This window comes from Sinorhizobium sp., from assembly GCF_059070375.1.
Genome location: NZ_JCACWC010000003.1, coordinates 1,086,731 through 1,110,944 on the forward strand (window position 1 = coordinate 1,086,731; position 24,214 = coordinate 1,110,944).

Annotated in this window: 17 protein-coding genes; 10 read left to right on the top strand and 7 right to left on the bottom strand. The window is 63.4% G+C overall.

Annotated features, from left to right (window positions below):
* The first annotated feature begins 161 nt into the window (after positions 1–161).
* From ccmI to AC5J09_RS17280, 8 genes are all read left to right on the top strand, one after another.
* Positions 162–1,307, top strand: a complete 1,146-nt coding sequence (gene ccmI / locus AC5J09_RS17245; RefSeq protein ID WP_494298083.1) for a c-type cytochrome biogenesis protein CcmI — start codon at positions 162–164, stop codon at positions 1,305–1,307.
* Positions 1,304–1,756 (top strand): cytochrome c maturation protein CcmE, encoded by a 453-nt coding sequence (gene ccmE, locus AC5J09_RS17250; RefSeq protein ID WP_029958929.1) that lies wholly within the window; start codon positions 1,304–1,306, stop codon positions 1,754–1,756. Before ccmI ends, ccmE begins: the two co-directional genes overlap by 4 nt.
* A complete protein-coding gene (locus AC5J09_RS17255) occupies positions 1,753–3,735 on the top strand; it encodes a heme lyase CcmF/NrfE family subunit (RefSeq protein WP_494298084.1) in 1,983 nt (660 codons plus the stop codon). Before ccmE ends, AC5J09_RS17255 begins: the two co-directional genes overlap by 4 nt.
* Positions 3,735–4,190, top strand: coding sequence for a cytochrome c-type biogenesis protein (locus AC5J09_RS17260; RefSeq protein ID WP_494298922.1), 456 nt, complete (start codon positions 3,735–3,737; stop codon positions 4,188–4,190). The genes AC5J09_RS17255 and AC5J09_RS17260 overlap by 1 nt, the downstream gene beginning before the upstream one ends.
* Before the next feature lie 270 nt (positions 4,191–4,460).
* Positions 4,461–6,011 (top strand): Do family serine endopeptidase, encoded by a 1,551-nt coding sequence (locus AC5J09_RS17265; protein ID WP_127712289.1) that lies wholly within the window; start codon positions 4,461–4,463, stop codon positions 6,009–6,011.
* 149 nt (positions 6,012–6,160) lie between these two features.
* Entirely contained in the window at positions 6,161–6,862 is a 702-nt protein-coding gene (locus tag AC5J09_RS17270; RefSeq protein WP_494298085.1) for a response regulator transcription factor, read from the top strand.
* Entirely contained in the window at positions 6,859–8,256 is a 1,398-nt protein-coding gene (locus tag AC5J09_RS17275; RefSeq protein ID WP_494298086.1) for a sensor histidine kinase, read from the top strand. The genes AC5J09_RS17270 and AC5J09_RS17275 overlap by 4 nt, the downstream gene beginning before the upstream one ends.
* Before the next feature lie 35 nt (positions 8,257–8,291).
* Positions 8,292–11,252 carry a bifunctional [glutamine synthetase] adenylyltransferase/[glutamine synthetase]-adenylyl-L-tyrosine phosphorylase gene (locus tag AC5J09_RS17280; RefSeq protein WP_494298087.1) on the top strand — a complete coding sequence of 987 codons (2,961 nt, stop codon included), beginning with the start codon at positions 8,292–8,294 and terminating at the stop codon, positions 11,250–11,252.
* A 10-nt stretch (positions 11,253–11,262) separates the two neighbouring features.
* Here the strand turns inward: AC5J09_RS17280 and AC5J09_RS17285 are convergent, their stop codons facing one another.
* Together AC5J09_RS17285 and pepN are read right to left on the bottom strand one after the other, a co-directional pair.
* Positions 11,263–13,590 (bottom strand): PAS domain-containing sensor histidine kinase, encoded by a 2,328-nt coding sequence (locus tag AC5J09_RS17285; protein WP_198516714.1) that lies wholly within the window; start codon positions 13,588–13,590, stop codon positions 11,263–11,265.
* A 324-nt stretch (positions 13,591–13,914) separates the two neighbouring features.
* Complete coding sequence (pepN, locus tag AC5J09_RS17290) at positions 13,915–16,569, bottom strand: aminopeptidase N (RefSeq protein WP_494298088.1); 2,655 nt, start codon at positions 16,567–16,569, stop codon at positions 13,915–13,917.
* A gap of 427 nt (positions 16,570–16,996) precedes the next feature.
* Between pepN and AC5J09_RS17295 the strand changes: the two genes are divergently transcribed.
* On the top strand, positions 16,997–17,935 hold the full coding sequence (locus AC5J09_RS17295; RefSeq protein ID WP_494298089.1) for a DMT family transporter: 939 nt from the start codon (positions 16,997–16,999) through the stop codon (positions 17,933–17,935).
* A gap of 9 nt (positions 17,936–17,944) precedes the next feature.
* Here the strand turns inward: AC5J09_RS17295 and AC5J09_RS17300 are convergent, their stop codons facing one another.
* From AC5J09_RS17300 to AC5J09_RS17320, 5 genes are all read right to left on the bottom strand, one after another.
* Positions 17,945–19,234, bottom strand: a complete 1,290-nt coding sequence (locus AC5J09_RS17300) for an MFS transporter (RefSeq protein ID WP_494298090.1) — start codon at positions 19,232–19,234, stop codon at positions 17,945–17,947.
* Positions 19,235–19,494: 260 nt separating this feature from the next.
* Entirely contained in the window at positions 19,495–19,650 is a 156-nt protein-coding gene (locus AC5J09_RS17305; RefSeq protein WP_411922024.1) for a hypothetical protein, read from the bottom strand.
* Positions 19,651–19,687: 37 nt separating this feature from the next.
* Complete coding sequence (locus AC5J09_RS17310; RefSeq protein ID WP_100672030.1) at positions 19,688–19,864, bottom strand: hypothetical protein; 177 nt, start codon at positions 19,862–19,864, stop codon at positions 19,688–19,690.
* Positions 19,865–20,002: 138 nt separating this feature from the next.
* Positions 20,003–20,866 carry a uracil-DNA glycosylase gene (locus AC5J09_RS17315; protein ID WP_494298091.1) on the bottom strand — a complete coding sequence of 288 codons (864 nt, stop codon included), beginning with the start codon at positions 20,864–20,866 and terminating at the stop codon, positions 20,003–20,005.
* 72 nt (positions 20,867–20,938) lie between these two features.
* The gene (locus AC5J09_RS17320; RefSeq protein ID WP_324763111.1) at positions 20,939–22,228 is read right to left on the bottom strand and encodes an Hsp70 family protein; all 1,290 of its coding nucleotides are present in this window, start codon (positions 22,226–22,228) and stop codon (positions 20,939–20,941) included.
* A 269-nt stretch (positions 22,229–22,497) separates the two neighbouring features.
* Between AC5J09_RS17320 and AC5J09_RS17325 the strand changes: the two genes are divergently transcribed.
* Positions 22,498–24,162: an electron transfer flavoprotein-ubiquinone oxidoreductase gene (locus AC5J09_RS17325; protein ID WP_494298092.1), complete on the top strand. Its 1,665-nt coding sequence runs from the start codon at positions 22,498–22,500 to the stop codon at positions 24,160–24,162.
* The last annotated feature ends 52 nt before the right edge of the window (positions 24,163–24,214 follow it).

The following is a 24,214-nucleotide window of genomic DNA, read 5'->3' on the forward strand; positions in this document are numbered from 1 at the left end:
CCTCGGATATCGCGAACCGTGGAAGGAGTTGAATCGCGGGGGCTGCTTTGGGCGAGCGGATTCTTCTTGCGCGGCGGCATTCTTGCGGCGAAACGCCTCAAATATACGTCATTGCCGGTTTTCGAGTTGGAATGACATGGCCCTCATAGTATTCCCCAAGCATGTTGTTCTGGATCCTCGTCGCCATTCTGACGGCGGCTGTCGCAGCCGTGCTTCTTCTGCCGCTCATGCGGGCGGTAGAACCGCTGCCGTCTCGCCATAGTCACGACATCGAAGTCTATCGCGATCAGCTCGGCGAGTTGGCGCGGGACCGGGAGGCCGGTCTGATCGGAAGCGATGAGGCCGAGCTGGCCAGGGCCGAGATCGCCCGCCGCATGCTGGCCGCCAGTGCTGCGGATCAGGCTGTGGCGGAGCGCACGCCGAAGCGGCTTCTATCCAACCGCCTGGCGCAGGCTTTCATTTTCCTCTGTCTTCCGGCCGTCGGCCTTTGTCTCTATTTGACGACCGGCAGCCCCGGTGTGCCGGCACAGCCGCTCGCGGCTCGCCTTGCCGACCCCGGCGACGACGTCAACATCCTGATCGCGAAGGCCGAAAACCACCTGGCCCTCAATCCGCAGGACGGGGCCGGCTGGGATCTGCTGGCGCCGATCTACATGCGCCATGGCCGCGTGGACGACGCCGTCGCCGCCTACGACCGCGCGATCCGCCTGCTCGGGCCAACCCCGGCAAGAATGGGCGGCTACGCCGAGGCTCTTGTGGCGCAGGCCGGCGGCCTGGTCACATCCGAGGCGCAGAACGCGCTGCAAAAGGCGCTGGCGCTCGACCCCGACGATCCGCGCTCCGCATTCTATCTCGCACTCGGCCTGAAGCAGGAGGGCAAGCACACCGATGCGCTCGCAGCCTTCCGCAAGCTCGCGGAGGGCTCACCGGCCGATGCGCCCTGGCTGTCTCTGGTGAACCAGCATATCGCGGAGCTCGCCGCCGCCCCGGCTGGTCCAGGCCCTGCCGCGCCCGGAAATCCGGCTCCCGGCGATATTGCCGCCGCAGAGGAAATGAATGCCGGCGACCGGCAGGCGATGATCCGCGGCATGGTCGACAGCCTGGCAAGCCGCCTGAAGGAGGATCCGGCCAACCTGGAGGGGTGGATGCGCCTGATCCGTTCTTATGTGGTGCTCGACCAAAGGGACAGGGCGAAAGATGCGTTGCATGACGGGCTGAGAGCCTTCCCGGAAACGGGGGAGCAGGGAAAGCAGTTGCTGGCCTTGGCCCGGGAACTGGGGATCGACGCGGGCGGAGAGACTGAATGACACGCAAGCAGAAAAGGTTGGCGATAATCGGCGGCGGCGTGGCATTTCTGACGGCCGCGGTGCTGCTCGTCATGTTCGCCTTCAGCCAGGCGGTCGCCTATTTCTACGTTCCGGGCGACCTTGCGAAGGCCGGCGTCGCGCCGGGGACGCGCATCCGCCTCGGCGGACTTGTCGAGGCGGGCTCCGTAAAGCGCGGCGAGGGAAGGACTATCACATTCACGGTGACGGACACGCTTGCGACCGTTCCGGTGACCTATACGGGCATCCTGCCCGACCTCTTCCGCGAGGGCCAGGGCGTGGTGGCCGAGGGAGCCTTCGTCGGCGGCAGCCCGGTTTTCGTTGCCGACACCGTCCTCGCAAAGCATGATGAGACATACATGCCGAAGGATGTCGCCGACCGCCTCAAAGCGCAGGGCGTCACGCTCGGCGGGGAGGAAAACATCCGATGATCATCGAACTCGGGCACTATGCACTGGTCCTGGCGCTCGCGACCGCGATCATCCAGGGCGTCTTGCCGGTCCTGGGAGTGCGGCGCGGCGACCCTTCCTTGATGGGCCTGGCAGCAAACGCGGCGCTCGTCTGCTTCCTGCTGGTGGCATTCTCCTTCGCGGTGCTGACATTCGCCTATGTGACATCGGATTTCTCGGTCAAGAACGTCTGGGAGAACTCGCATTCCCTCAAACCGCTGATCTACAAGATCACCGGGGTCTGGGGAAACCATGAAGGCTCGATGCTTCTCTGGCTGCTGATTCTCGTTTTCTTTTCCGCGATGGTGGCGCTCTTCGGCCGCAACCTGCCGGAGACGTTGAAGGCGAACGTGCTTGCGGTGCAGGCCTGGATCGCGACGGCCTTCGCGCTCTTCGTCCTGCTGACCTCCAATCCCTTCGCGCGGCTCGTGCCGGCACCGGGCGAGGGCAGGGACCTCAACCCCGTGCTGCAGGATATCGGGCTCGCGATCCACCCGCCCTTGCTTTATCTCGGCTATGTCGGCTTTTCCGTATGCTTCTCCTTCGCGGTCGCCGCCCTCATAGAGGGGCGGATCGACGCGGCCTGGGCGCGATGGGTGCGGCCGTGGACACTCGCCGCCTGGACCTTTCTTACCGCCGGCATCGCCATGGGCTCCTATTGGGCCTATTACGAGTTGGGCTGGGGCGGCTGGTGGTTCTGGGACCCGGTCGAAAACGCCTCTTTCATGCCTTGGCTTGCCGGAACGGCACTTCTGCACTCGGCCCTGGTCATGGAGAAGCGAGAGGCGTTGAAGATCTGGACCGTGCTGCTGGCGATCATGACCTTTTCGCTGTCGCTGCTCGGCACGTTCCTGGTGCGCTCCGGCGTGCTGACATCCGTCCATGCCTTCGCCACCGACCCGACCCGCGGCGTCTTCATTCTCGCCATTCTGGTCGTGTTCATCGGCGGTGCGTTTTCGCTCTTTGCCTTCCGTGCCTCCCATCTCAAGGCCGGGGGAATATTCGCGCCGGTTTCGCGCGAGGGTGCGCTCGTCGTGAACAACCTGATCCTGACGACGGCCACGGCGACGGTGCTGACCGGCACGCTGTATCCGCTGGTACTCGAAGCGCTGACCGGCGACAAGATTTCGGTCGGCGCGCCGTTCTTCAACATGACGTTCGGTCTGCTGATGCTGCCGCTCATCGCCGTCGTTCCCTTCGGTCCGCTGCTTGCCTGGAAGCGCGGCGACCTTGCCGGTGCGGCGCAACGTCTGTTTGTGGCTGCCGCCCTGGGCCTGCTCGCCGCCGCGATCTGCTATTACGCGCTGCACGGCGGCCCGGTCCTGGCTCCCTTCGGCCTCGGCCTCGGCGTCTACCTGATCCTGGGAGCGCTTACCGATCTGGTTCTGCGCTCCGGTCTCGGCAAAGTGGCGGCGGGCGTCGCCTGGAGACGGCTTTCGGGATTGCCGCGCTCGGCTTTCGGCACGGCGCTCGCCCATATCGGGCTCGGAATCACCCTGATCGGGATAGTCACGGTCACGGCTTTCGAAACGGAAGCGGTCGTCGAGATGAAGCCCGGCGCGGTGGTCGACGTCGGACGCTACAGCCTGCGCTTCGACGGCATGCGTGAAGGGCGCGGGCCGAACTATACCGAGGATGCCGGCCATTTCACCATCAGCCGGGGCGGCGTCGCGGTCAGCGATATCTGGTCGTCGAAACGGCTTTATTCCGCGCGCCGCATGCCGACGACGGAAGCCGGGATCCGGACCTTCGGCCTCAGTCAGCTCTATGTTTCGCTGGGCGACGACATGGCGGATGGCGGCATCGTCGTCCGCATCTGGTGGAAGCCGCTGATTCTCTGCATCTGGGGCGGCGCGCTCGTGATGATGGCCGGCGGCATCGTCTCGCTCAGCGATCGGCGCCTTCGCGTGGGCGCACCGGCGCGTGCCAGAAAGGCGTTGGCGATGGGAGCTGCCGAATGATCAGGCGGCTGCTGCTCGCGCTCTTCCTTCTCCTTGCCTCGGTCGTCCCGAGCCTTGCCGTCAATCCTGACGAGGTGCTCGCAGATCCGGCGCTAGAGGCGCGTGCCCGTGCGATTTCCGCCCAGCTTCGCTGCATGGTCTGCCAGAACCAGTCGATCGACGACTCCAATGCCGAACTCGCCAAGGACCTGCGACTCCTCGTACGCGAGCGGCTGAAGAACGGCGATTCCGACGAAGCCGTGATTTCCTACGTCGTCTCGCGCTATGGCGAATTCGTCCTTTTGAATCCCCGCTTCGAGGCCAAGACGCTCGTGCTGTGGGGCATGCCCGCCATTCTTCTCGTGGCCGGCATCGTCACCCTCGCCCTGGCGGCGCGGCGCCGCGCCGCGCGGATTCCCGGCGCACCCCTTTCCGCCGAGGAAAAGGAAGCGCTGGACAAGCTCCTGCGGCCCTGATCTCGAGCGGGATTCCCGGCGTTGCGGCGCACGATCCGGCGCAGGGACTCCGGCAGCTTGCCGGGCCGAGCGGAACATTACCAAAAATTCATCTGCCGGACAGAACTCAGTAAGGTCCAACCCGTTACATCTTTCGACACAGGTTGTTTCCCCAGGGGACAGCCAGACGAGCGGATCTCCGGCAGTCACGCCGTTGGTCCGGCTCGGAGAAAGGTTTCGAAGCCGCCTGCCCCTGCAGGCGGGCTTCCTGAAAGAGAGAAGGCAAAGCGAATGTCCACGATCAAAACTTCCCGGCCCTCCTTGAAGACAGTGCTGAAGACAACGACGGTTGCGGGTGTCGCGGCCGTGCTGCTGACCACCGGCCTCCCGGCAGAGGTCACCAAGTCCTTCGCCGAAGCCGTCAGCGTGCCCGCTCCGGCTGTTCCAAGCTTCGCGAACGTCGTCGACGCCGTTTCTCCGGCGGTCGTCTCCGTCCGCGTGCAGGCACGTGAGCGCGTCAGCGACGATGGAAGCAACTTCACCTTCGATTTCGGCGGCCGCGGCTTCGAGGATCTGCCCGAAGACCATCCGCTGCGGCGCTTCTTCCGCGAATTCGGCCCCGGTGACGGCGACCGCGCGGATCGCTGGCGCGACCGTCGCGGCCCCCGCGGCGAGGGTCGTCTCCGTCCGCGGGCGCAAGGCTCCGGCTTCTTCATCACCGAGGACGGTTACCTCGTCACCAATAATCATGTCGTCTCCGACGGCTCGGCCTTCACCGTCATATTGAACGACGGTACCGAGCTCGATGCCAAGCTCGTCGGCAAGGACAGCCGGACCGATCTCGCCGTGCTCAAGGTCGACGACAAGCGCAAGTTCACCTATGTCAAGTTCGCCGACGACGAAAAGGTCCGCGTCGGCGACTGGGTGGTCGCCGTCGGCAACCCCTTCGGCCTCGGCGGCACGGTGACCGCGGGCATCATCTCCGCCCGGGGACGCGATATCGGTTCCGGTCCCTATGACGACTATCTGCAGGTCGACGCAGCGGTGAACCGCGGCAACTCCGGCGGCCCGACCTTCAACCTCGCAGGCGAAGTGGTCGGCATCAACACGGCCATCTTCTCGCCCTCCGGCGGCAATGTCGGCATCGCCTTCGCGATTCCCGCAACGGTCGCGAAAGACGTCGTCGACTCCTTGATGAAGGACGGCACGGTTTCGCGCGGCTGGCTGGGTGTCCAGATACAGCCGGTGACGAAGGACATCGCCGAGTCGCTCGGCCTGTCCGAAGCGAAGGGCGCCCTCGTCGTCGAACCTCAGGCAGGCTCGCCGGGTGAAAAGGCGGGCATCAAGAACGGTGACATCGTGACGGCCCTGAATGGCGAACCGGTCAAGGATCCGCGCGATCTTGCCCGTCGGGTTGCGGCATTGCGCCCCGGCTCCACCGCCGAGGTCACGCTGTGGCGTAGCGGCAAGTCGGAGACGGTCAAGCTCGAAATCGGCACGCTGCCGAGCGATACCAAGGAAACGCCGGCGACCAGCGAAGCGCAGCCCGATGAAGGTCAGGCAGGCGAGGAGGCGCTGGCAGACCTCGGCCTGACGGTAACCCCGTCGGACGACGACAGTGGCGTCACGATCACGTCCGTCGATCCGGACTCCGCCGCCAGCGATCGCGGCCTGAAGGAAGGCGAGAAGATCGTCTCCGTCAACAATCAGGACGTGAAATCGGCGGACGACGTTCTCAAGGTCATCAACAACGCCAAGAAGGATGGACGGACCAAGGCTCTGTTCCAGATCGAGGCTCAGGAAGGCAGCCGCTTCGTCGCACTCCCCATCGCTCAGGGCTGAGACGCCGCAGGAAGGGGCGCGGACTTTCCGAACCCCGCTCCGACTTGGAAGGCGCCGCGACATCGAAAACATGTCGCGGCGCTTGGTGTTTCAAATCCCGTCAGCCGCAGCGGGCTGAAACCGGTTGAGACGAACGGAGGTCCGGGACTATGGTCACCCGTATGAAGATTCTGATTGTTGAAGACGATCTGGAGGCGGCCGCCTATCTGGCCAAGGCATTCCGTGAGGCAGGCATCGTCTGCGATCACGCGAGCGACGGCGAGGCCGGCCTGTTCATGGCGAGCGAGAATGCCTATGACGTTCTCGTCGTGGACCGCATGCTCCCCCGCCGCGACGGTCTTTCGCTGATCACCGAACTCAGGCGCAAGGACATCCACACGCCCGTGCTCATTCTCTCCGCACTCGGGCAGGTGGACGACCGCGTCACCGGTCTGCGTGCCGGCGGCGACGATTACCTGCCGAAGCCCTACGCCTTCAGCGAGCTCCTCGCGCGTGTCGAGGTGCTCGGCCGCCGAAAAGGCGCACCCGAGCAGGACATGGTCTATCGCGTCGGCGATCTCGAACTCGACCGCCTGTCCCATTCAGTCCGGCGGCAGGGCAAGGAGATACCCTTGCAGCCGCGCGAATTCCGGCTGCTCGAATACCTCATGAAAAATGCCGGGCAGGTGGTGACGAGAACCATGCTGCTCGAAAACGTGTGGGACTACCACTTCGACCCCCAGACCAATGTGATCGACGTGCACGTCTCGCGCCTGCGCTCGAAGATCGAGAAGGATTTCGATCCTCCCCTGCTGCGGACGATCCGGGGCGCCGGATACATGATCAAGGACGACCGGACCACGGACACATGAGCAGGGTAGGCGTGCTGTTCAGGACGACCGCAGTCCGGCTCTCTGCGCTCTATCTGGTCCTCTTCTCCCTGTGTGCGGCCTTCCTCGTCTTCTACGTGACCGGCATGTCGGAGCGCCTCCTACAGCAGCAGACGCGGGAAGCGATCGCCGCCGAAGTGGCGCAGATCGCCGGCGTATACGATCGGGCCGGCATCAACGGGCTGCTTCGCTCGCTCGAGCGCCGGGCACGTCAGCCGGGAGCCAATCTCTACGTCATTGCGGGTCCGAACGGAGAGATCCTCGCCGGAAACGTGGCCGCGCTGGAGCCGGGGCTGCTCGATGACGAAGGATGGAAATCCGAGCCGTTCCGTTATCGGCGCTTCACCGACGAGAGCCGCGCCGACAGGCATGTCGCCCTTGCCCAGGTCCTGATGCTCGACAACGGGTTGAGAGTCCTCGTCGGCCGCGACCTGCAGGAACCCGAAAAATTCCGTGCGCTCGTCCGTCAGGCGCTGATGGTCGCGCTCGGCATCATGGGCCTCGGTGCGCTGGTGATCTGGTTCGGCATCGGCCGGAACGCCCTGCGCCGGATCGACCGCATGTCGGAGGCGAGCACCAAGATCATGGCCGGCGACCTCTCGCAACGCTTGCCGACGAGCGGTTCCGGCGACGAGTTCGACCGTCTTTCGGAATCGCTGAACGCGATGCTCGAGCGCATCGAAAAGCTGAACGAAGGACTGAAACAGGTCTCGGACAACATAGCGCACGATCTCAAGACACCGCTGACGCGCTTGCGCAACAAGGCAGAGGCGGCGCTCGCCGATACCGAAGGGGGCAACCAGAGCGGTGCGCTCGAACAGATCATCGCCGAGTCCGATCAGCTGATTCGTACCTTCAACGCGCTTCTGATGATTTCCCGCGTCGAAGCCGGCTCCGCCGTCGCCGAGATGAACGAGGTCGACCTGGCGCAGATCGTGGCGGATTGCGTCGAACTCTACGAGCCGCTGGCGGAAGACAAGGAAATGCGCATCGAAGCGGAGGCGGCGGCGGGGGCGGCGATCTCCGGCAACCGCGAACTGATCAGCCAGGCGCTGGGCAACCTGATCGACAATGCGATCAAATATGCGGAAGGTGCCGAAAATCCGCTGATACGGGTTGAATTGAAGAGGAGCGCTCGTCACGTCGTGTTGACCGTTGCCGACCACGGGCCCGGCGTTCCGGAGAATATGCGCGGGGAGGTCGTCAAGCGTTTCGTTCGCCTGGACGAAAGCCGGTCGAAGCCGGGGACAGGCCTCGGCCTCTCGCTCGTCGAGGCCGTCATGGAGATGCACCGCGGCTCGCTGGAACTGTCGGCGACGGAGGAGGAAGGTCGGGGCCTGGCGGTGCGCATGGTTTTCCCGGCGGTTGCGACCTGATAAACCCATGACGGGAACCGAAGGGGGGATTGTGCATGGCGGAAGCGATCGAGCGGTCTTTGTCCGATATCGATGTGGTGGCGATTCGCCCGGCGAGCCAGGCGGACGCCAAAGCCGCCCTTTCCGTACTCAAGGATGCGGCGAAAGGCAGCGAGCAGATTGCCAAGCTCATTGCCTCGGACGCGCCGCTCAAGGATTTTCTCGTTGCCGCCTTCGCGCTTTCGCCATTCCTGCGGGACACGGCGCGTAGCCACCCGGCGATCCTCGAAGCATTGCTATCCGAGGCGCTGCCGACGTTTTTGAAGCGCAGGATCGAGGCCGCGAGGGTGTCCTGGCGGGGCGATGCGCCCGGGGCGGCGCTGCCGGATGCCGAGATCATGACGCGATTGAGACGGGCGAAGCGCGAGGTCGCCTTCGCCGTCGCGCTTGCGGACCTTTCGCGGCTTTTCGGTGGACGTGAGACGACACGGTGGCTCAGCGATTTTGCAGAGGCGGCCGTTTCGGCGGCGATCGATCATCTGCTGCTCGGCGCGCATGAAAGCGGCAAGTTCGTGTTGGAGGACAGTTCCGCGCCGTCTACCGCCTCCGGCGTCGTCGTGCTTGGAATGGGAAAGCTCGGCTCCGGCGAGCTCAACTATTCTTCCGATATCGATCTTGTCGTCTTCTACGATCCGCAGTCGGGCATCATCACCAATCGCGACGATGCTCCGGAAACCTTCGCCCGGCTGTTGCGGCGCTTGATTCGCATCCTGCAGGAGAGAACCGGCGACGGCTATGTCTTCCGCACGGATCTGCGGCTCAGGCCAGACCCGGGCTCCACGCCGCTTGCCATCCCGGTCGAGGCGGCAATGCTCTATTACGAGAGCAGGGGGCAGAACTGGGAACGGGCCGCCTTCATCAAGGCGCGGCCGATCGCGGGCGATCTGGAGGCGGGCGAACGCTTCCTCAAGGAACTGACGCCCTTCGTCTTCCGCAAGTACCTCGACTATGCGGCAATTGCCGACATTCACTCGATCAAGCGGCAGATCCATGCCCATAAGGGGCACGGAGAAATCGCCGTGAAGGGACACAACATCAAGCTTGGGCGCGGCGGCATCCGGGAGATCGAGTTCTTCGTTCAGACCCAGCAGCTGATCGCCGGCGGCCGCACGCCCGCGCTGCGTCTGCGCGAAACGGAAGCGATGCTGCGGATGCTCGCCGAGAGCGGCTGGATCGACGCGGCGACGGCCGAGGAGCTTACCGATGCCTATTGGTTCCTGCGCGACGTCGAGCACCGCATCCAGATGGTGCATGACGAGCAAACCCACCTCCTTCCGGAAACCGAGCCGGAGCTGAGGCGGATCGCCTATATGCTGGGCTTCGAGGATACGGCTTCCTTTTCGGATGCGCTGTCGCGCGTGCTGCGCGCGGTCGAGCGGCGCTATGCGCAGCTTTTCGAGCAGGAGGCGAAGCTATCCACCGAAACCGGAAACCTGGTCTTCACCGGTCAGCAGGACGATCCGGATACGCTCGAAACACTGAAGAAGCTCGGTTTCCAGCGGCCGTCCGACATAGCGAATATCATCCGCACCTGGCACTACGGGCGCTATCGGGCAACGCAATCGGTCGAGGCGCGCGAGCGGCTGACGGAACTGACGCCGGAGCTTCTGCGCGTCTTCGGCGAAAGCAGGCGGGCGGACGAAGCGTTTCTGCGTTTTGACCACTTCCTCTCCGGTCTGCCCGCGGGGATCCAGCTCTTCTCGCTACTCGGCAACAATCCCGGCCTCCTGTCGCTGATCGTCAATATCATGTCGTCTGCACCGCGCCTGGCGGACATCATCGCCGCCAAGCCGCATGTCTTCGACGGCATGCTGGAGCCGGGGCTGCTTGCCGAACTGCCGACGAGGGATTATCTGGCGCCGCGCATCGCGACCTTCGTCGGCGCAGGCCGGCACTATGAGGAGGTGCTGGACCGCTTGCGCATCATCGCCGCCGAGCAGCGCTTCCTGATCGGTATCCGGCTGCTCACAGGCGCGATCACCGGCCTTCAGGCGGGGCGCGCTCTCACCGACCTTGCCGATCTGATCATTGCCGCCGCGCTCGATGCGGTTCTGGAGGAGGTCCGGTCGGCGCACGGACGTTTCCCCGGCGGGCGGGTCGCAATCGTCGGAATGGGCAAGCTCGGCAGTCACGAATTGACCGCCGGCTCCGACATCGACCTCATCCTGCTCTACGATTACGACGACGAAGTGCTCGAATCCGACGGCGCCAAGCCGCTCGATCCGGTGCGTTATTTTACGCGGGTCACGCAGCGGCTGATCGCCGCGCTTTCCGCCCCGACCGCCGAGGGCATCCTCTACGACGTGGACATGAGGCTGCGACCCTCCGGGAACAAGGGGCCGGTTGCCACCCGCATAACCGCCTTCGCCAAGTACCAGCGAACGGAAGCCTGGACCTGGGAGCATCTGGCGCTGACGCGGGCGCGCTGCATCTGCGGCGACGAGAGCCTCGTCGGCGAAGCGGAGGCGATCTTTGCCGAGATCCTCACTGAAAAGCGCGACATCGCGAAGATCCGCAAGGACGTCGAGGAGATGCGCGGCCTGATCGACAAGGAGAAGCCGCCGAAGGACATCTGGGATTTCAAACTCATTCCCGGCGGATTGGTCGACATCGAGTTCATCGCCCAGTACCTCGCCCTGATCGCGCCGGCGAGGGGAGTGACGTCCCCTCCGGCCGGCACGCATACGCTCGAGGCGCTGAAGGCGCTCGGCGCCGGGATGATGAATGCGAACGATCTCGATACGGCCGCCGAAGCGCTCGTACTCTTCTCAGAGCTGTCGCAACTCGTGCGCCTCTGCATCGACGGCGACTTCGATCCGAAGGAAGCGCCGGCCGGTCTCGTGGATCTCGTCTGCCGTGCCGGAGACTATCCGGATCTGACGCATCTCGAAGCCGACATTCGCCGTTTCTCGAAGGCCGTGCGCCGGATCTTCCAGGGGGTCGTCGCTGCAGCGTAAGCGGGCGTAGTCAGCCGCGGTCGGGAATCCTGACCGATATGATGGTGCCGACATTCTCTGCCGAATGGATCTTCATCGTCCCGCCGTGAAGCCGCGTCAGCGAACGGGATATGGCGAGCCCGAGCCCGGAGCCGCCCTTGCTCTTGGCATATTGGCTCTGCACCTGCTCGAAGGGCTGGCCGATCTTCTGCAACGCGCCCTTGGGAATGCCGATGCCGGAATCGGCGATCGTCAGCGTGACGGCGCCCCTCACCTTGCGCGCCCGCAAGGAGATGCGGCCGCCTTCATTGGTGAACTTGACCGCATTGGAGAGGAGATTGAGCAGGACCTGCTTCATCGCCCGGCGGTCGGCGAACATCGTCAGGCCGGAGGATATCTGCTGGACCACGCGGATGTTCTTTCGCTCTGCCGGAATCGCCGTGAAACGAAGGGTCTCCTCGATGAGTGGCGCGAGATCGATCCGCTCGCGCGTGATGCGCATATGGCCGGCCTCGATCTTCGACATGTCGAGTATGTCGTTGATGACGTTGAGCAGATGCTTGCCGCTCTCGAATATGTCGCGCGAATACTCGTGGTATTTCTCCGAGCCGAGGGGGCCGAACATCTGGTCCTGCAGGATTTCCGAAAAGCCGAGAATGGCGTTCAGCGGGGTGCGCAGCTCGTGCGACATGTTGGCGAGGAATTCGGACTTTGCCCGGTTCGCGGCCTCGGCGCGCTCTTTCTCCGCCTGATAGTTCGCGTTGGCGACGGAAAGTTCGGCCTTCTGCTGCTCGAGCGTTACGCGGGAGGCGGACAGATCTCCGATGGTTGCCATCAGCCGCCGCTCAGATTCGCGCAGGCGAACTTGATGCCGCTTGAGGAGCGTGATGTCCGTGCCCACCGAGACGAGCCCGCCGTCGCGCGTGCGCCGCTCATTGATCTGCAGCCAGCGTTCGTCGGCAAGCTGAACCTCGCTCGTCTGCGAGTGATTGCTCCGGTCCGGATCGGCGACGCGCCGTTCGACAACGGGCCTTGCCGCCGCCGCATGGACGATCGTGCGTTCGGTGCCGGGCACCAGCACGTGGTCGGGCAACTGCCAGGCTTGCTGGTAATGGGTGTTGCACATCACCAGGCGATCGTGCTTGTCCCAGAGCACGAAGGCCTCCGAGGTGCACTCGATCGCGTCCGCCAGGCGCTGATCGGCCTCGGCGTAACGCTGCGCAAGCCTGTGTTGCTCGGTCACGTCCATCGCAATGCCGATCAGATGCGTCCGGCCCGACACGGTGCGGATCACCTGGGCACGCGCTCGAAGCCATACATAGTGGCCATCCGCATGGCGCATCCGGAACACCTGATCGATCTGGCGCTCGTTGCCTTTCGCGATCGCCCGAGCGACCCGGTATATGCCCCGGTCTTCGACATGCATGAGACGGGCGGCATCGCCGAACGAAAGCACGCTCGCGTCGCCCGGCATTCCCAGCATCTCGTACATCGAGCGGGACCAGAAGAGGCGCCGGTTGTCGAGATCGAAATCCCAGAGGCCGCAGCGTCCACGCGAGAGCGCCGTTTCGACGCGCAGGTTCGATTCGGCAAAGACCGCATCGGCATCTCGGGCGCGCTTTGCCTGAATGTAATAGGCATAGAGGACGACCATCAGGATCGCCGAAACGCCGGCAAACAGCGTGACGTTGAGTGAAATTTCGTCGCGCCAGGCCGCTTCGAATCTGGCGATCGACGTCGCCGCCAGAACCGCGCCGCCGGAATCCGGCAATTGCCGGAGAGCGATGAAATGCTCGATGCCGTCGATCGACGCTCTTACGACGCCGGCACCCTCGCCGTAATATTGCAGCGTCGCGACCTCGGGAGCGATTGCGGAGAGCGTGCGCCCGATGAGATGGACGCCATCCTGCGTCCCGGCAAAGACGCGTCCGTCTCTGCGGACCGTCAGCAGGAAAATTCCGGCGTCCAGGATTTCGGCAGGCAGAAGTTCGGTGAGCCGGCGTTCGACCTCCCAGCGGCGGCCATCGGCGAAGAGTTCCGATCCGCCGGTCTGGAAAACACCGGCTGCCGCTGCGGCCGCGAGGCTGACCGTCCGGCGGGAGGAGGCTTCCATGCGGGCATGCTCGTCCATGATGCCCGACATCCGTGAGATCGCCACGATGAGAAGAAAAGCGATAATGAGGACCGGGATGGACCGCTTGAGCATCGGCTCGGCCATTGCGAGCTTCTGCGAGGCCGGTTCGGCAAATATCTTTGCCTGCTCGATGAACTCCCGTTCGAGGCTCGAAAAGCCCGGAAACTTGAGTCGCAACCGCCCTTCGGCTGCGCTTCCCCGTCGCGCGTCCGCCATCTTATCCAATTTGTCGTCCTCGAAAAGCGATCCGCACGCGACCATGCCGCAAGGAACGCTTGATTCTTCTCAGTCCGAAACGTCGGTCCCGTCTTTATCGGTTTCCCGGAAGCGGGCGTTTCAGTGATTCGGCGCGCCGCTCGCCCGAATCTGACTCAATGAATCACAGGGCGATTCGCCTTGTCCAGAGGTAACGGTAAAGATTTGTTAACCATATTTCATCGTTGGGAAATGATAGCCGGACTGCCAGAGCCGACTTCGGGCCAGATCCACGACGGTTTCAGGTCGATCCGACCTGAAACCGTCGTGATCGGCGGTGTGCCGGTGCTCTGGTCAGTGCTTGTCTTTGAGCATGCGGTCGACAATGTCGCTGACATCGGCGGAAAGATTGGAGGCGCGCGCGATATACTCGAGCGCGCTCCGGGCGTGGCCGGCCCGGATCTTTTCGAGCGACCGCCAGGAGCGCATCGACGTCAGAATACGCGCCGCAAGTTGCGGGTTGCGCGCATCGATGTCCAGAATCTGCCGGGCAAGGAAACGATAGCCTTCACCGTCGATGCGGTTGAAGCCGGTGGCATTCACGAAGGCGAATGTGCCGACCAGTGAGCGAACGCGGTTCGGATTGCTGGCATTGAAGAGAGGATCCGACATCAGCGCCCGAACGCGGTCGAGCGTCGATGCTCCGGGAATCGTCGCCTGAATGGCGAACCACTTGTCGATGACCAGCGCGTTGTCGGCAAAGCGCTTCTTGAACGCGGCCAGGGCGTCCGCCGTCTCTTCGGCGCCCGGAAACCGATGCGCAAGAAGCGTCAGCGCCTGGCTGAGGTCGGTCATGTTGTTGGCGGACCGAAACGCATCAGCGGCTTTCTCCGGTTTTCCGTCGGCATAGACGAGGTAGGTGAGCCCGGAATTGCGCAGCGCCCGCCGCCCGGCGCTGTCGGCATCGGGACGGAACGGGCCGGACAGGGACATTTCGTTCACCAGTCGCGCAAAGGTGTCTTTGCCGGCCGTGGCGATGGCGGCCAGAATAGCCTGACGGCCGGCGTGAATGGCATCCGGGTCGTTGTTGCCGCCGATTTCGCGGCCTATGTCGGTTTCGCTCGGCAGGGACAGCACTTGCGATCGGAACGCCGGCTCCAGTCGGTCGTCGCCGGTCGCTGCAAGCAGGGCGTCGACGAGCGCATCGTCACAGGCAACCGGCTGGCCGACACGCGCTTCCGCTGCCGCCTTGACGAGATTGTCGAGGGCCATCGCGTTCAGCGCCTGCCAGCGTGCGAAGAGGTCGGTCTCGTGGCGTGCGATCAGCGCACGCTGCTCGGCGCTTTGCGCCAGGTGCAGATTGACGGGCGCGGAGAAGCCGCGATTGAAGGAGGGGACCGGCTCTGATGGCATGCCGGAAAAGGTGATCGTCTGTTTGCGCTCGGTCAGGTGCAGTACGTCGCCGGTGATCTCGGCGCCGGAGACGGCCGAGGGCCTTGCCTCGCTTCCGTCCGGAAGCAGCAATCCGAAGCGGAGCGGGATATGCATCGGTGCCTTGCTGCTCTGCCCGGGCGTCGGCGGAACGGTCTGCTCCAGCGATAGCGTGTATGTCTGGCTGGAGGCGTCATAGGTGCCGGCAGCGGTGACGAGCGGCGTTCCGGCCTGATGGTACCATAGCGAGAACTGCTTGAGGTCGCGGCCGCTCGCAGCCTCGAAGCAGGCAACGAAATCCTCGATCGTCACCGCCTGGCCGTCGTGCCGCTCGAAGTAGAGGTCCATTCCCCTCTTGAAGTGGTCGCGGCCGAGGATCGTCGCGATCATCCGCGTGACCTCGGATCCCTTCTCGTAAACCGTCGTCGTGTAGAAATTGTTGATTTCGCGGTATTGCGTCGGGCGCACCGGATGGGCGAGGGGGCCGGCATCCTCGGGGAACTGCTCGGATTTCAAGTGCCGCACTTCGGCGATCCGCTTCACGGCGCGCGAACGCATGTCGGCGGAAAACTCGTGGTCGCGATAGACGGTCAGGCCTTCCTTCAGGCAGAGCTGAAACCAGTCGCGGCAGGTGATGCGGTTGCCGGTCCAGTTGTGGAAATATTCGTGGGCGATGATCGCCTCGATATTGGCATAGTCCGCATCGGTCGCCGTCTCGGGATCGGCGAGCACGTATTTGTCGTTGAAGATGTTGAGCCCCTTGTTCTCCATGGCGCCCATGTTGAAATCGGAAACGGCAACGATCATGAAGATGTCGAGATCGTATTCGCGGCCGAAGACTTCCTCATCCCATTTCATCGACCGCTTCAGCGCTTCCATGGCGTAGGCGGCACGCGGCTCCTTGCCGTGCTCGACATAGATCTTGAGCGCGACGTCGCGGCCGGAAGCGGTGGTGAAGGTGCCCTCGACGACGCCCAGATCGCCGGCAACGAGCGCGAACAGGTAGCTCGGCTTCGGATGCGGATCGAACCAGGAGGCAAAATGACGGCCGTCGCCCATGTCGGCGCCGCCGAGATAGTTGCCGTTCGAAAGCAGGAGCGGTGCGGAAGCCTTGTCCGCGATGATGTTCACGGTATAGACCGCCAGCACGTCGGGGCGATCCGGGAAGTAGGTGATGCGGCGGAAGCCTTCGGCTTCGCACTGGGTGCAATAGACGTCGCTCGTGCGGTAGAGGCCCATCAGCTTGGTGTTCGTCTCAGGCGACAAGGCCGTCGTGACGGTGATCTCGAAGGGCGCCGCTTCCGGCAGGCCACGAATGGTAAGCGTGTCGTCCGTCGCTTCATAGAGCGTGCCGGGAATCGCTTCCTGGTCGAGCAGCAGGCCGGTCATGGTGAGCTCGTCGCCGTCGAGAACGAGCGGTGCAGAGGGGCTGACGCCTTCGCGGCGATGGAAGATCATGCGCGCCTCGACCTTCGTTTCCCTCGGGTCGAGTTCGAAAGTCAGGTCCACCCTCTCGAGTACGAAATCGGTCGGCCGGTAGTTTTCCAGATGAACGATCTGGCCAGTGTTTGTCCGCATGGTCAGTCCTGCTTGCGCCTTCTTGCTCTTTTGATTTGTAGAGGGCGCTCGTGATGGTGAAAAGCCAAGATCCGAGATTTACGCACGAATGTGGTGCCGGCGACAGTACATCCGGCAGCAAAAACGCAGGGCCACTCCCGCCTCTTATTGACCGAAGGTTTATCGGAGCGGCACTAACAAGAACTAAATCCGTGACGATTTTTTCGGGCTTGCTAAATAACCTGCAGGCATCTTTCTCCGGCAACAAGCTTTGCATATGCCGGCGAATTCATCACGAAAAAACCAGCTCCATCACGAAATTTGATCCAACATGCTGCGCAAGCACGGCTAAGGTGGCGTGGTCCTTTCGCGGCCTTGCCGCCGCGTCCTCCCGTTTCTGTTGGCCTTCCGACCGGTTCGCCGATGTCAGTTTGAAAAGTTGCGTTTCATGGATGCGGACGATGTGAGCCCGATGAAGGGGATTGTGCTCAAGGTGCTCTCCGTCGTCGTCTTCGTGTGCATGTCGACCTGCATCAAGGCTGCGGGCGACGATATCCCCACCGGCCAGATCACCTTCTATCGCTCGGCTTTTGCGATGGTGCCGATCCTTGGATTTCTGGCATGCCGTGGCGCATTGCGGGATGCGTTCAGGACCAATGATATCACCGGACACCTGGTGCGCGGCTTTGTCGGCATTCTCGCCATGAGTTGCGGCTTTTACGGCCTCGTCCATCTGCCGCTGCCGGAGGCGATTGCGATCGGCTATGCCATGCCGCTGCTCGCTGTCGCTTTCGCGGCAATTTTTCTGGGCGAGATCGTGCGGCTCTATCGCTGGTCTGCGGTGTTTGTCGGGCTCGTCGGGGTGTTTATCATCTCCTGGCCGCGGCTTACGCTGTTCAACGAAGGCGGCTTCGGGTCGGCCGAGGCCAAGGGTGCGGTCGCCGTATTGCTTTCGGCAGCGCTCGGGGCAACGGCGATGGTGCTCGTGCGCAAGCTCGTGCAGAAGGAGCGCACGCATACCATCGTCCTCTACTTCTCCCTTTCGGCCGCGGTGTTCTCGCTCGCGACGCTGCCTTTCGGCTGGTCCGAGCTTTCCTGGCAGGCCTTCGTTCTCCTGACGATCGCCGGCTTTTGCGGCGGCGTCGGGCAGATCCTGCTGACGGAGAGCTATCGCCACGCCGATATGTCGACGATCGCTCCCTTCGAATACACGTCGATCGTGCTCGGCATAGTCATCGGCTACTTCCTCTTCGGCGACGTGCCGACCTTGACCATGCTTGCCGGGACGGCGATCGTCGTCGGCGCGGGCATCTTCATCATCTACCGGGAACATCGGCTGGGACTGGAACGCAAGGGCGCGCGCAAGCACGTGACGCCGCAGGGATAAAGGGATGGGCTACTCGGCGCGTTGCTCCCAGACAGGAACGGTATCGTCCTCGATGAGGTCGCCTGCGTCCTGCTGTGCGAGCGGACCGGTGACGTCGGGACCGGGGGTCGGCAGCACCGTGGTCGCCTGAAAATCGGTCTTCGCGACGAGGCCGTCATGCTGCTCGCGCTGAAGGATGCGCCACGCGGCATAGCCGCTGTAGAGTGCAAAATACACGGCAAGCGCGATGAACAGTGCGACGGGGCCAAACCGGTCCATGACCGGACCGACCATCAGCGGACCGGAGATCGTGCCGAGGCCGTAGGTGATCATCAGCCCGGATGAAATCTCCACATATTCGTCGGGGCGGGCAAGGTCGTTGGCATGCGCGACGTTCAGCGCGTAGATCGGGAAGAGGACCGTGCCGATGCAGGCGGCGAGTGCATAGAGAACCGGGGGACTGCTCGCAATCGAAACGGACATGGCAAGGCACGACACGACGCCGGCGATGCCGCAGGCAACCATGACGATGCGCCGGTCCATCCGGTCCGAGGCGCGGCCGATCGGGACCTGCGAGATCGCGCTGCCGGCCAGAAGCGACGCGAGTAGTGTCGCTCCCTCGCCGGTCGAAAGGCCGATCTTCTGGGTGAAGACGCCGCCGAGATTGAGCCACGCGCCCGAGAGCGCACCGGCGAGAAAGCCGCCGACGACGGCGACCGGCGAGCGGCGATAGAGTGCGGGGATATCGAAATTTGCCCGTGCCGGGGGGGCCGGCATCGGCGAGGAGGAAAGGGCGGTCGGCAGCAGGGCGAGCGAGAACAGCACGCCGCAAAGGATGAACAGGGACGTGTTGCTCGGATCGCCGAGCGGCACCAGGTACTGTCCGCCGATCGTGCCGACCATGCTGGTGATGAGATAGAGCGAGAAGAGCAGGCCGCGATTTTCGTTCGTCACCCGCTCGTTCAGCCAACTCTCGATGACGAGATAGCTTCCGGCAATCGCAAAGCCCGACACGGCACGGAAGCCGATCCAGGCGCGCCAATCGACGACGAGCCCGCACATCAGTATCGCGATGGAAAGGAGCGTTATCAGGGCTGTGAAGACGCGGACATGGCCGACGCGCAGGACGAATTTAGGCGTGACGATGCAGGAAAGGGTGAACCCCAGCGTGTAGCCGGTTGCGAAGATCGAGATGGTGAGGGTCGACCAGCTTTCCGCCACGGAGCGTACAGGGATGACATAGCTCTGCAGCCCGAAGGCGACCATCATCAGGAAGGTCGAGAGCATCAGGCTGAAAACGGAAGCGAAGTTCGCCAGCATCGGCGCTCCTGGAGAGGGGATTAAGGAGCGGCTTCGTTTCGGCTCGGCCGATGAACTTCGTCACTCCGTCAAAACGAATCGAGAGTGGCTGTAACGAAGTTCCGGGGCGCTGTCGATTGCGACAGGGAATGGCGAAATGGCGCAGCCGGAAAGGCTGGAGCGGGATGAGGAAAGTGTGTGCGGATTTCCGCCCGCATCCGCGTTCCACCAATTGGAATCGATCACGTTGGTTTCAGGTCGATCCGGGACCCAAACGAGCCCTATCTCGGCAGCAACTGGCTCGCCGCGCCGTGATCGGCGCGGCGCCCGTCGCTGGCGATGCTCAGGCGGCTGTACTCGCGAGACGCGCGGACGGCGGTGCGAATGTCGGAGATCGTGTCGACGAGACCGCGAATGCTGTCGAGCGGCTTGGACATGATCGTTCTCTCCTGCAGTCTTTCCGGCGCAGGGCGTTCAGCGCTGGATGAATTCGGCGAAGATCTGAGCCGGGCGGGTCGTCCGCGCGAGACCGATTGCTGTCAGCTGCTCGTTGGCAGCCGACCCGAAGCTGTTGAACGGCGCGCGCGAGGAGGCACCGGCGTAGCGGAGCGTCTCGAAGCTGCTGTGAATCGGGCGATAGCGGGCAGTCATGGTTCAAATCCTTATCCATTCCTCCCGTCGTGCTATATTGCGGTGCAGCATTGATTTTGCAATGCGCTAAAACGCCGCTCAGACATGCGCAAATCGCATGGCTTTTTTCACACCTTGTTCATAAATCGAGCAGTTGGATCAGCCGAGGCGCGACTTGAACGCCAGCAGGTCCAGCCAGGCAAAGCGCTTGTTGACGGGAGCGGCGACAAGGTCCTGCGGATGCAAGGTGGCGAGCGTTGGAATGCGGGTGCCACCAAAGGTGAGCTCTCGCCATTCGCCGCGCAGTTGATGGATCGTTTCGCCGCCGAAGAAGAAGCGGGCGGTGAAGTTGCCGAGCAGAAGCAACTGCTTGGGTTCGGCCAGCGCGATCTGACGCTCGATGAACGGCCGGCAGATATCCGCCTCGCGAGCGCTCGGAACGCGGTTTCCCGGTGGCCGCCAGGGCACGGCATTGGCAAGAAGGACGTCCTCGCGCGAGAGGCCGATGCCGGACAGCATCCGTTCGAGCATCTCGCCGTGCCGCCCCGCAAAAGGGCGGCCGTCGCGGTCGTCATCCGCATAGGGCATCGGACCGATGATCATGACACCCGAAGCAGCACTGCCTTCGGCAAAGACGAGGTTGCGGGCGCTGTTCCTGAGGTTGCAGCCGGCAAAGGCCTCCATGGCCGTGCGTAGCTCTCCCAGCGATCGCGCGGCATCGGCGACGAACTGCGCCTCCTTGATGGCCTGCTCGTCCGGTATCGCAACCACCGGAGGGGATGCCGGAGGCGCGGGGCGACGCTCGCGCGAGGGGGCGGCAAGGGGAGGAGGCTGCTGCGGTTCGACTGCGGTCGCGCTGGTTTGCGGCACGGCGCGGCTTTGCGCGCGCCTGATTCTCATTGCCTCGAATTCAGCGAGCCGATCGACCGGTTCTTCTTCGAGGAGCCACTCGACACCCGCCTCCGCATGGAAGGCGAGAAGGGCAGCGAGTTCGGAGCGGGAGAGGTCGTTGGCCGAGATCATGGGGCGAATGTAACAGATCGGTGGGCGTGGTCCACTGCACGTTCCTCAAATCTGTGGTGGCAGGGACTGCCTTCAGGCCGCCGCTGTCCAGGCCGCGATGTCGTCGCGCTCGCCGATAAGCGCCAGGCCATGGGCGATCGACAGGAGCTCGCCGCCGCTCTCGATGCGTTCTTTGCCGAAGCGGTTCTCGAAGAGACGGCGAATCGCCGGCACGAAGGATGTCCCGCCGGTCAGAAACACCTTGTCGATCCCGTCCGGTGTTGTCGCAGACGTTGAAAGGACCTCGTCAAGCGCCTCCTCGATGCGGGCAAGGTCAGGCGCAATCCAGGCTTCGAACTCTTCCCGGTGAACGGTACGGCGTGCGCGCTCGCCCAGCGGCGCAAAGGCGAATTCGGTCTCCTCAGCCTGCGAGAGCCGCATCTTGGTGGCCGAGACCGCCTGATAGAGTGGATAGCCTTCGTCATGCTCGATGAGCTCCACGAAGGACTCCAGCTTTTCCGGCTCCAGGCTTGCGCGCACCAGTTTTTTCAATTCGGTGAAATCTCTCAAGGTCTTGAAGATAGAAAGCTGATTCCAGCGGCCGAAATTCGCGTAGTAGCTCGACGGCACCTCAAGCAGCTTGTCGAAGCTCTTGAACAGACTCCCCTTTCCGATGAGCGGCGAGACGATGTTGTCGATAATCCGGAAGTCGAAATGGTCTCCCGCGATGCCGACGCCGGAATGTCCGATCGGCGTTGCCGTCAGTCGACCGGCCTGGCTCTCGAATCGGATGATCGAGTAGTCGGTGGTGCCGCCGCCGAAGTCGGCGACGAGCACCGTCGCGTCGCGATCGAGGTTGCGCGCGAAATAGAAGGCGGCCGCGACCGGTTCGTACACGTAATGGACTTCGGGAAAACCCATGCGGGTAAGCGCGCGATTATAGCGTTCGAGGGCCAGTTTCTCGTTCGGATTGGCGCCCGCAAACTGCACGGGACGGCCGATGACGACACGCCTGAAGGTGGACTCCCAGTTACTGCCGGCATAGTCTTTGAGCCGCGTCAGGAAACGCTGCATCAGGTCCTCGAACTCGTAGCGCTTGCCGAAGATCAGCGTGCCCTGGAAGAGCGCGCTCGCGGCAAAGGTTTTGATCGACTGAAGGAAGCGGCATTCGCCCGGATTGTCGATGAATTCGCGGATTGCCGCCTGTCCTGCTTCGACTTTCAAGGGCGAGGGACCGGCATCCTTCAGGAAAGAGAGCGCCGTGCGCGTCGTGTCCGATCTCCCGATCGGGCTTTCCACGACGATGGAGCGCGTCGAGGCGCCGTCGGCCTGCGCCAGTACCGAATTGGTCGTGCCGAAGTCGAGGCCTAGGGCGAATGCCATGATCGTCTCCGTCTTGTCGGTGATGCGGCTTGCGGGGTGGGGCGGGCCTCCTCGCATGCGAGCGCTGCAAAAGCAAGCTGCCCATCGGCCGGATCCGCCCAGATGGATTTACGTATACGTTCAAGTAACATAGTAATCTCATGAACTCATGCGCAAATGCAGAGACAGTCTGTCGCATCCCGGCTCGACAAGGTTTACGGCATTTGTCATGACGGGATGATTTGGCCGGGAACGGAGCCGGCAGAAGACCGGCAGAACTGGAGAGTGTGATGACCGAGCAACAAGAACTCCCCGAACGCGAGAGCATGGAATTCGACGTCGTGATCGTCGGGGCGGGACCGGCTGGTCTTGCGGCGGCGATCCGGCTGAAGCAGGTCAATCCGGAACTCTCGGTCGTGGTTCTGGAGAAGGGCGCCGAAGTGGGCGCGCATATCCTCTCCGGCGCCGTGGTGGACCCGATCGGCATCGACCGGCTCTTGCCCGGCTGGCGCGACGAATCGGACCACCCGTTCAAGACGGAAGTCACCGACGACCAGTTCCTCTTTCTCGGCCCCGCCGGCTCGGTCCGCCTTCCCAATTTCCTGATGCCGCCGCTGATGAACAATCACGGCAACTACGTCGTCTCCCTCGGCAATGTCTGTCGCTGGCTGGCCACCCAGGCGGAAGCGCTCGGCGTCGAAATCTATCCGGGCTTTGCCGCGACCGAGGTCCTCTACAATGACGAGGGCGCGGTGATCGGCGTTGCCACCGGCGACATGGGCATCGAGCGCAACGGCGAGCCGGGGCCGAACTTCGCCCGCGGCATGGAGCTGCTCGGCAAGTACACCCTCATCGGCGAGGGCGTGCGCGGCTCGCTCGCCAAGCAGTTGATCGCCAGATACAAGCTCGACGAGGGGCGCGATGTGCCGAAATTCGGCATCGGCCTGAAGGAACTCTGGGAGGTGAAGCCGGAAAATCATAGGCCCGGCCTTGTGCAGCATTCCTTCGGCTGGCCGCTCGGCATGAAGACCGGCGGCGGATCCTTCCTCTATCACCTCGAGGACAATCTGGTCGCCGTCGGTTTCGTCGTCCATCTCAACTACAAGAACCCGTATCTCTATCCGTTCGAGGAGTTCCAGCGCTTCAAGACGCATCCGGCGATCCGCGGCACCTTCGAGGGTGGCAAGCGGCTCTCCTACGGCGCACGCGCCATTACCGAGGGCGGCTACCAGTCTGTGCCGAAGCTTTCCTTCCCCGGCGGGGCTCTGATCGGCTGCGCAGCCGGTTTCGTCAACGTGCCGCGCATCAAGGGCAGCCACAATGCGGTGCTGTCGGGCATTCTCGCGGCGGAGAAGCTCGCCGAGGCGATCGCCCACGGCCGCGCCAATGACGAGCCGATCGAGATCGAGCGCGGCTGGCGCGAGAGCGCCATCGGCCAGGACCTGAAACGGGTCCGCAACGTCAAGCCGCTCTGGTCGAAGTTCGGCACCGCGGTCGGCGTGGCGCTCGGCGGTCTGGACATGTGGACCAACCAGCTCTTCGGCTTCTCCTTCTTCGGCACGCTGAAGCACGGCAAGACCGATGCGCAATCGCTCGAGCCGGCCGCCAAGCACGAGAAGATCGACTATCCGAAGCCGGATGGCGTGCTGACCTTCGACCGGCTCTCCTCGGTGTTCTTGTCGAACACCAATCACGAGGAGGACCAGCCGGTGCATCTTCAGGTGAAGGATTGGGATCTGCAGAAACGCTCGGAATACGAGGTCTATGCCGGCCCGTCGTCGCGCTACTGTCCGGCCGGCGTCTATGAATGGGTGGAGAAGGACGGCGAGCCCACCTTCGTCATCAACGCCCAGAACTGCGTCCACTGCAAGACCTGCGACATCAAGGACCCGAACCAGAACATCAACTGGGTGCCGCCACAAGGGGGCGAGGGGCCTGTCTATCCGAACATGTGAATGTTCGGAGAGGCAGGCCCGCACGGACTCCCGTAATGAGAAGGGGGCGAAG

Excerpts from the sequence above, each read along its gene's own strand:
- ccmI (WP_494298083.1), top strand. The coding sequence starts at position 162 with ATGTTGTTCTGGATCCTCGTCGCCATTCTGACGGCGGCTGTCGCAGCC.
- ccmE (WP_029958929.1), top strand. The coding sequence starts at position 1,304 with ATGACACGCAAGCAGAAAAGGTTGGCGATAATCGGCGGCGGCGTGGCA.
- AC5J09_RS17255 (WP_494298084.1), top strand. The coding sequence starts at position 1,753 with ATGATCATCGAACTCGGGCACTATGCACTGGTCCTGGCGCTCGCGACC.
- AC5J09_RS17265 (WP_127712289.1), top strand. The coding sequence starts at position 4,461 with ATGTCCACGATCAAAACTTCCCGGCCCTCCTTGAAGACAGTGCTGAAG.
- AC5J09_RS17270 (WP_494298085.1), top strand. The coding sequence starts at position 6,161 with ATGGTCACCCGTATGAAGATTCTGATTGTTGAAGACGATCTGGAGGCG.
- AC5J09_RS17275 (WP_494298086.1), top strand. The coding sequence starts at position 6,859 with ATGAGCAGGGTAGGCGTGCTGTTCAGGACGACCGCAGTCCGGCTCTCT.
- AC5J09_RS17280 (WP_494298087.1), top strand. The coding sequence starts at position 8,292 with ATGGCGGAAGCGATCGAGCGGTCTTTGTCCGATATCGATGTGGTGGCG.
- pepN (WP_494298088.1), bottom strand. The coding sequence starts at position 16,569 with ATGCGGACAAACACTGGCCAGATCGTTCATCTGGAAAACTACCGGCCG.
- AC5J09_RS17295 (WP_494298089.1), top strand. The coding sequence starts at position 16,997 with ATGGATGCGGACGATGTGAGCCCGATGAAGGGGATTGTGCTCAAGGTG.
- AC5J09_RS17300 (WP_494298090.1), bottom strand. The coding sequence starts at position 19,234 with ATGCTGGCGAACTTCGCTTCCGTTTTCAGCCTGATGCTCTCGACCTTC.
- AC5J09_RS17305 (WP_411922024.1), bottom strand. The coding sequence starts at position 19,650 with ATGTCCAAGCCGCTCGACAGCATTCGCGGTCTCGTCGACACGATCTCC.
- AC5J09_RS17310 (WP_100672030.1), bottom strand. The coding sequence starts at position 19,864 with ATGACTGCCCGCTATCGCCCGATTCACAGCAGCTTCGAGACGCTCCGC.
- AC5J09_RS17315 (WP_494298091.1), bottom strand. The coding sequence starts at position 20,866 with ATGATCTCGGCCAACGACCTCTCCCGCTCCGAACTCGCTGCCCTTCTC.
- AC5J09_RS17320 (WP_324763111.1), bottom strand. The coding sequence starts at position 22,228 with ATGGCATTCGCCCTAGGCCTCGACTTCGGCACGACCAATTCGGTACTG.
- AC5J09_RS17325 (WP_494298092.1), top strand. The coding sequence starts at position 22,498 with ATGACCGAGCAACAAGAACTCCCCGAACGCGAGAGCATGGAATTCGAC.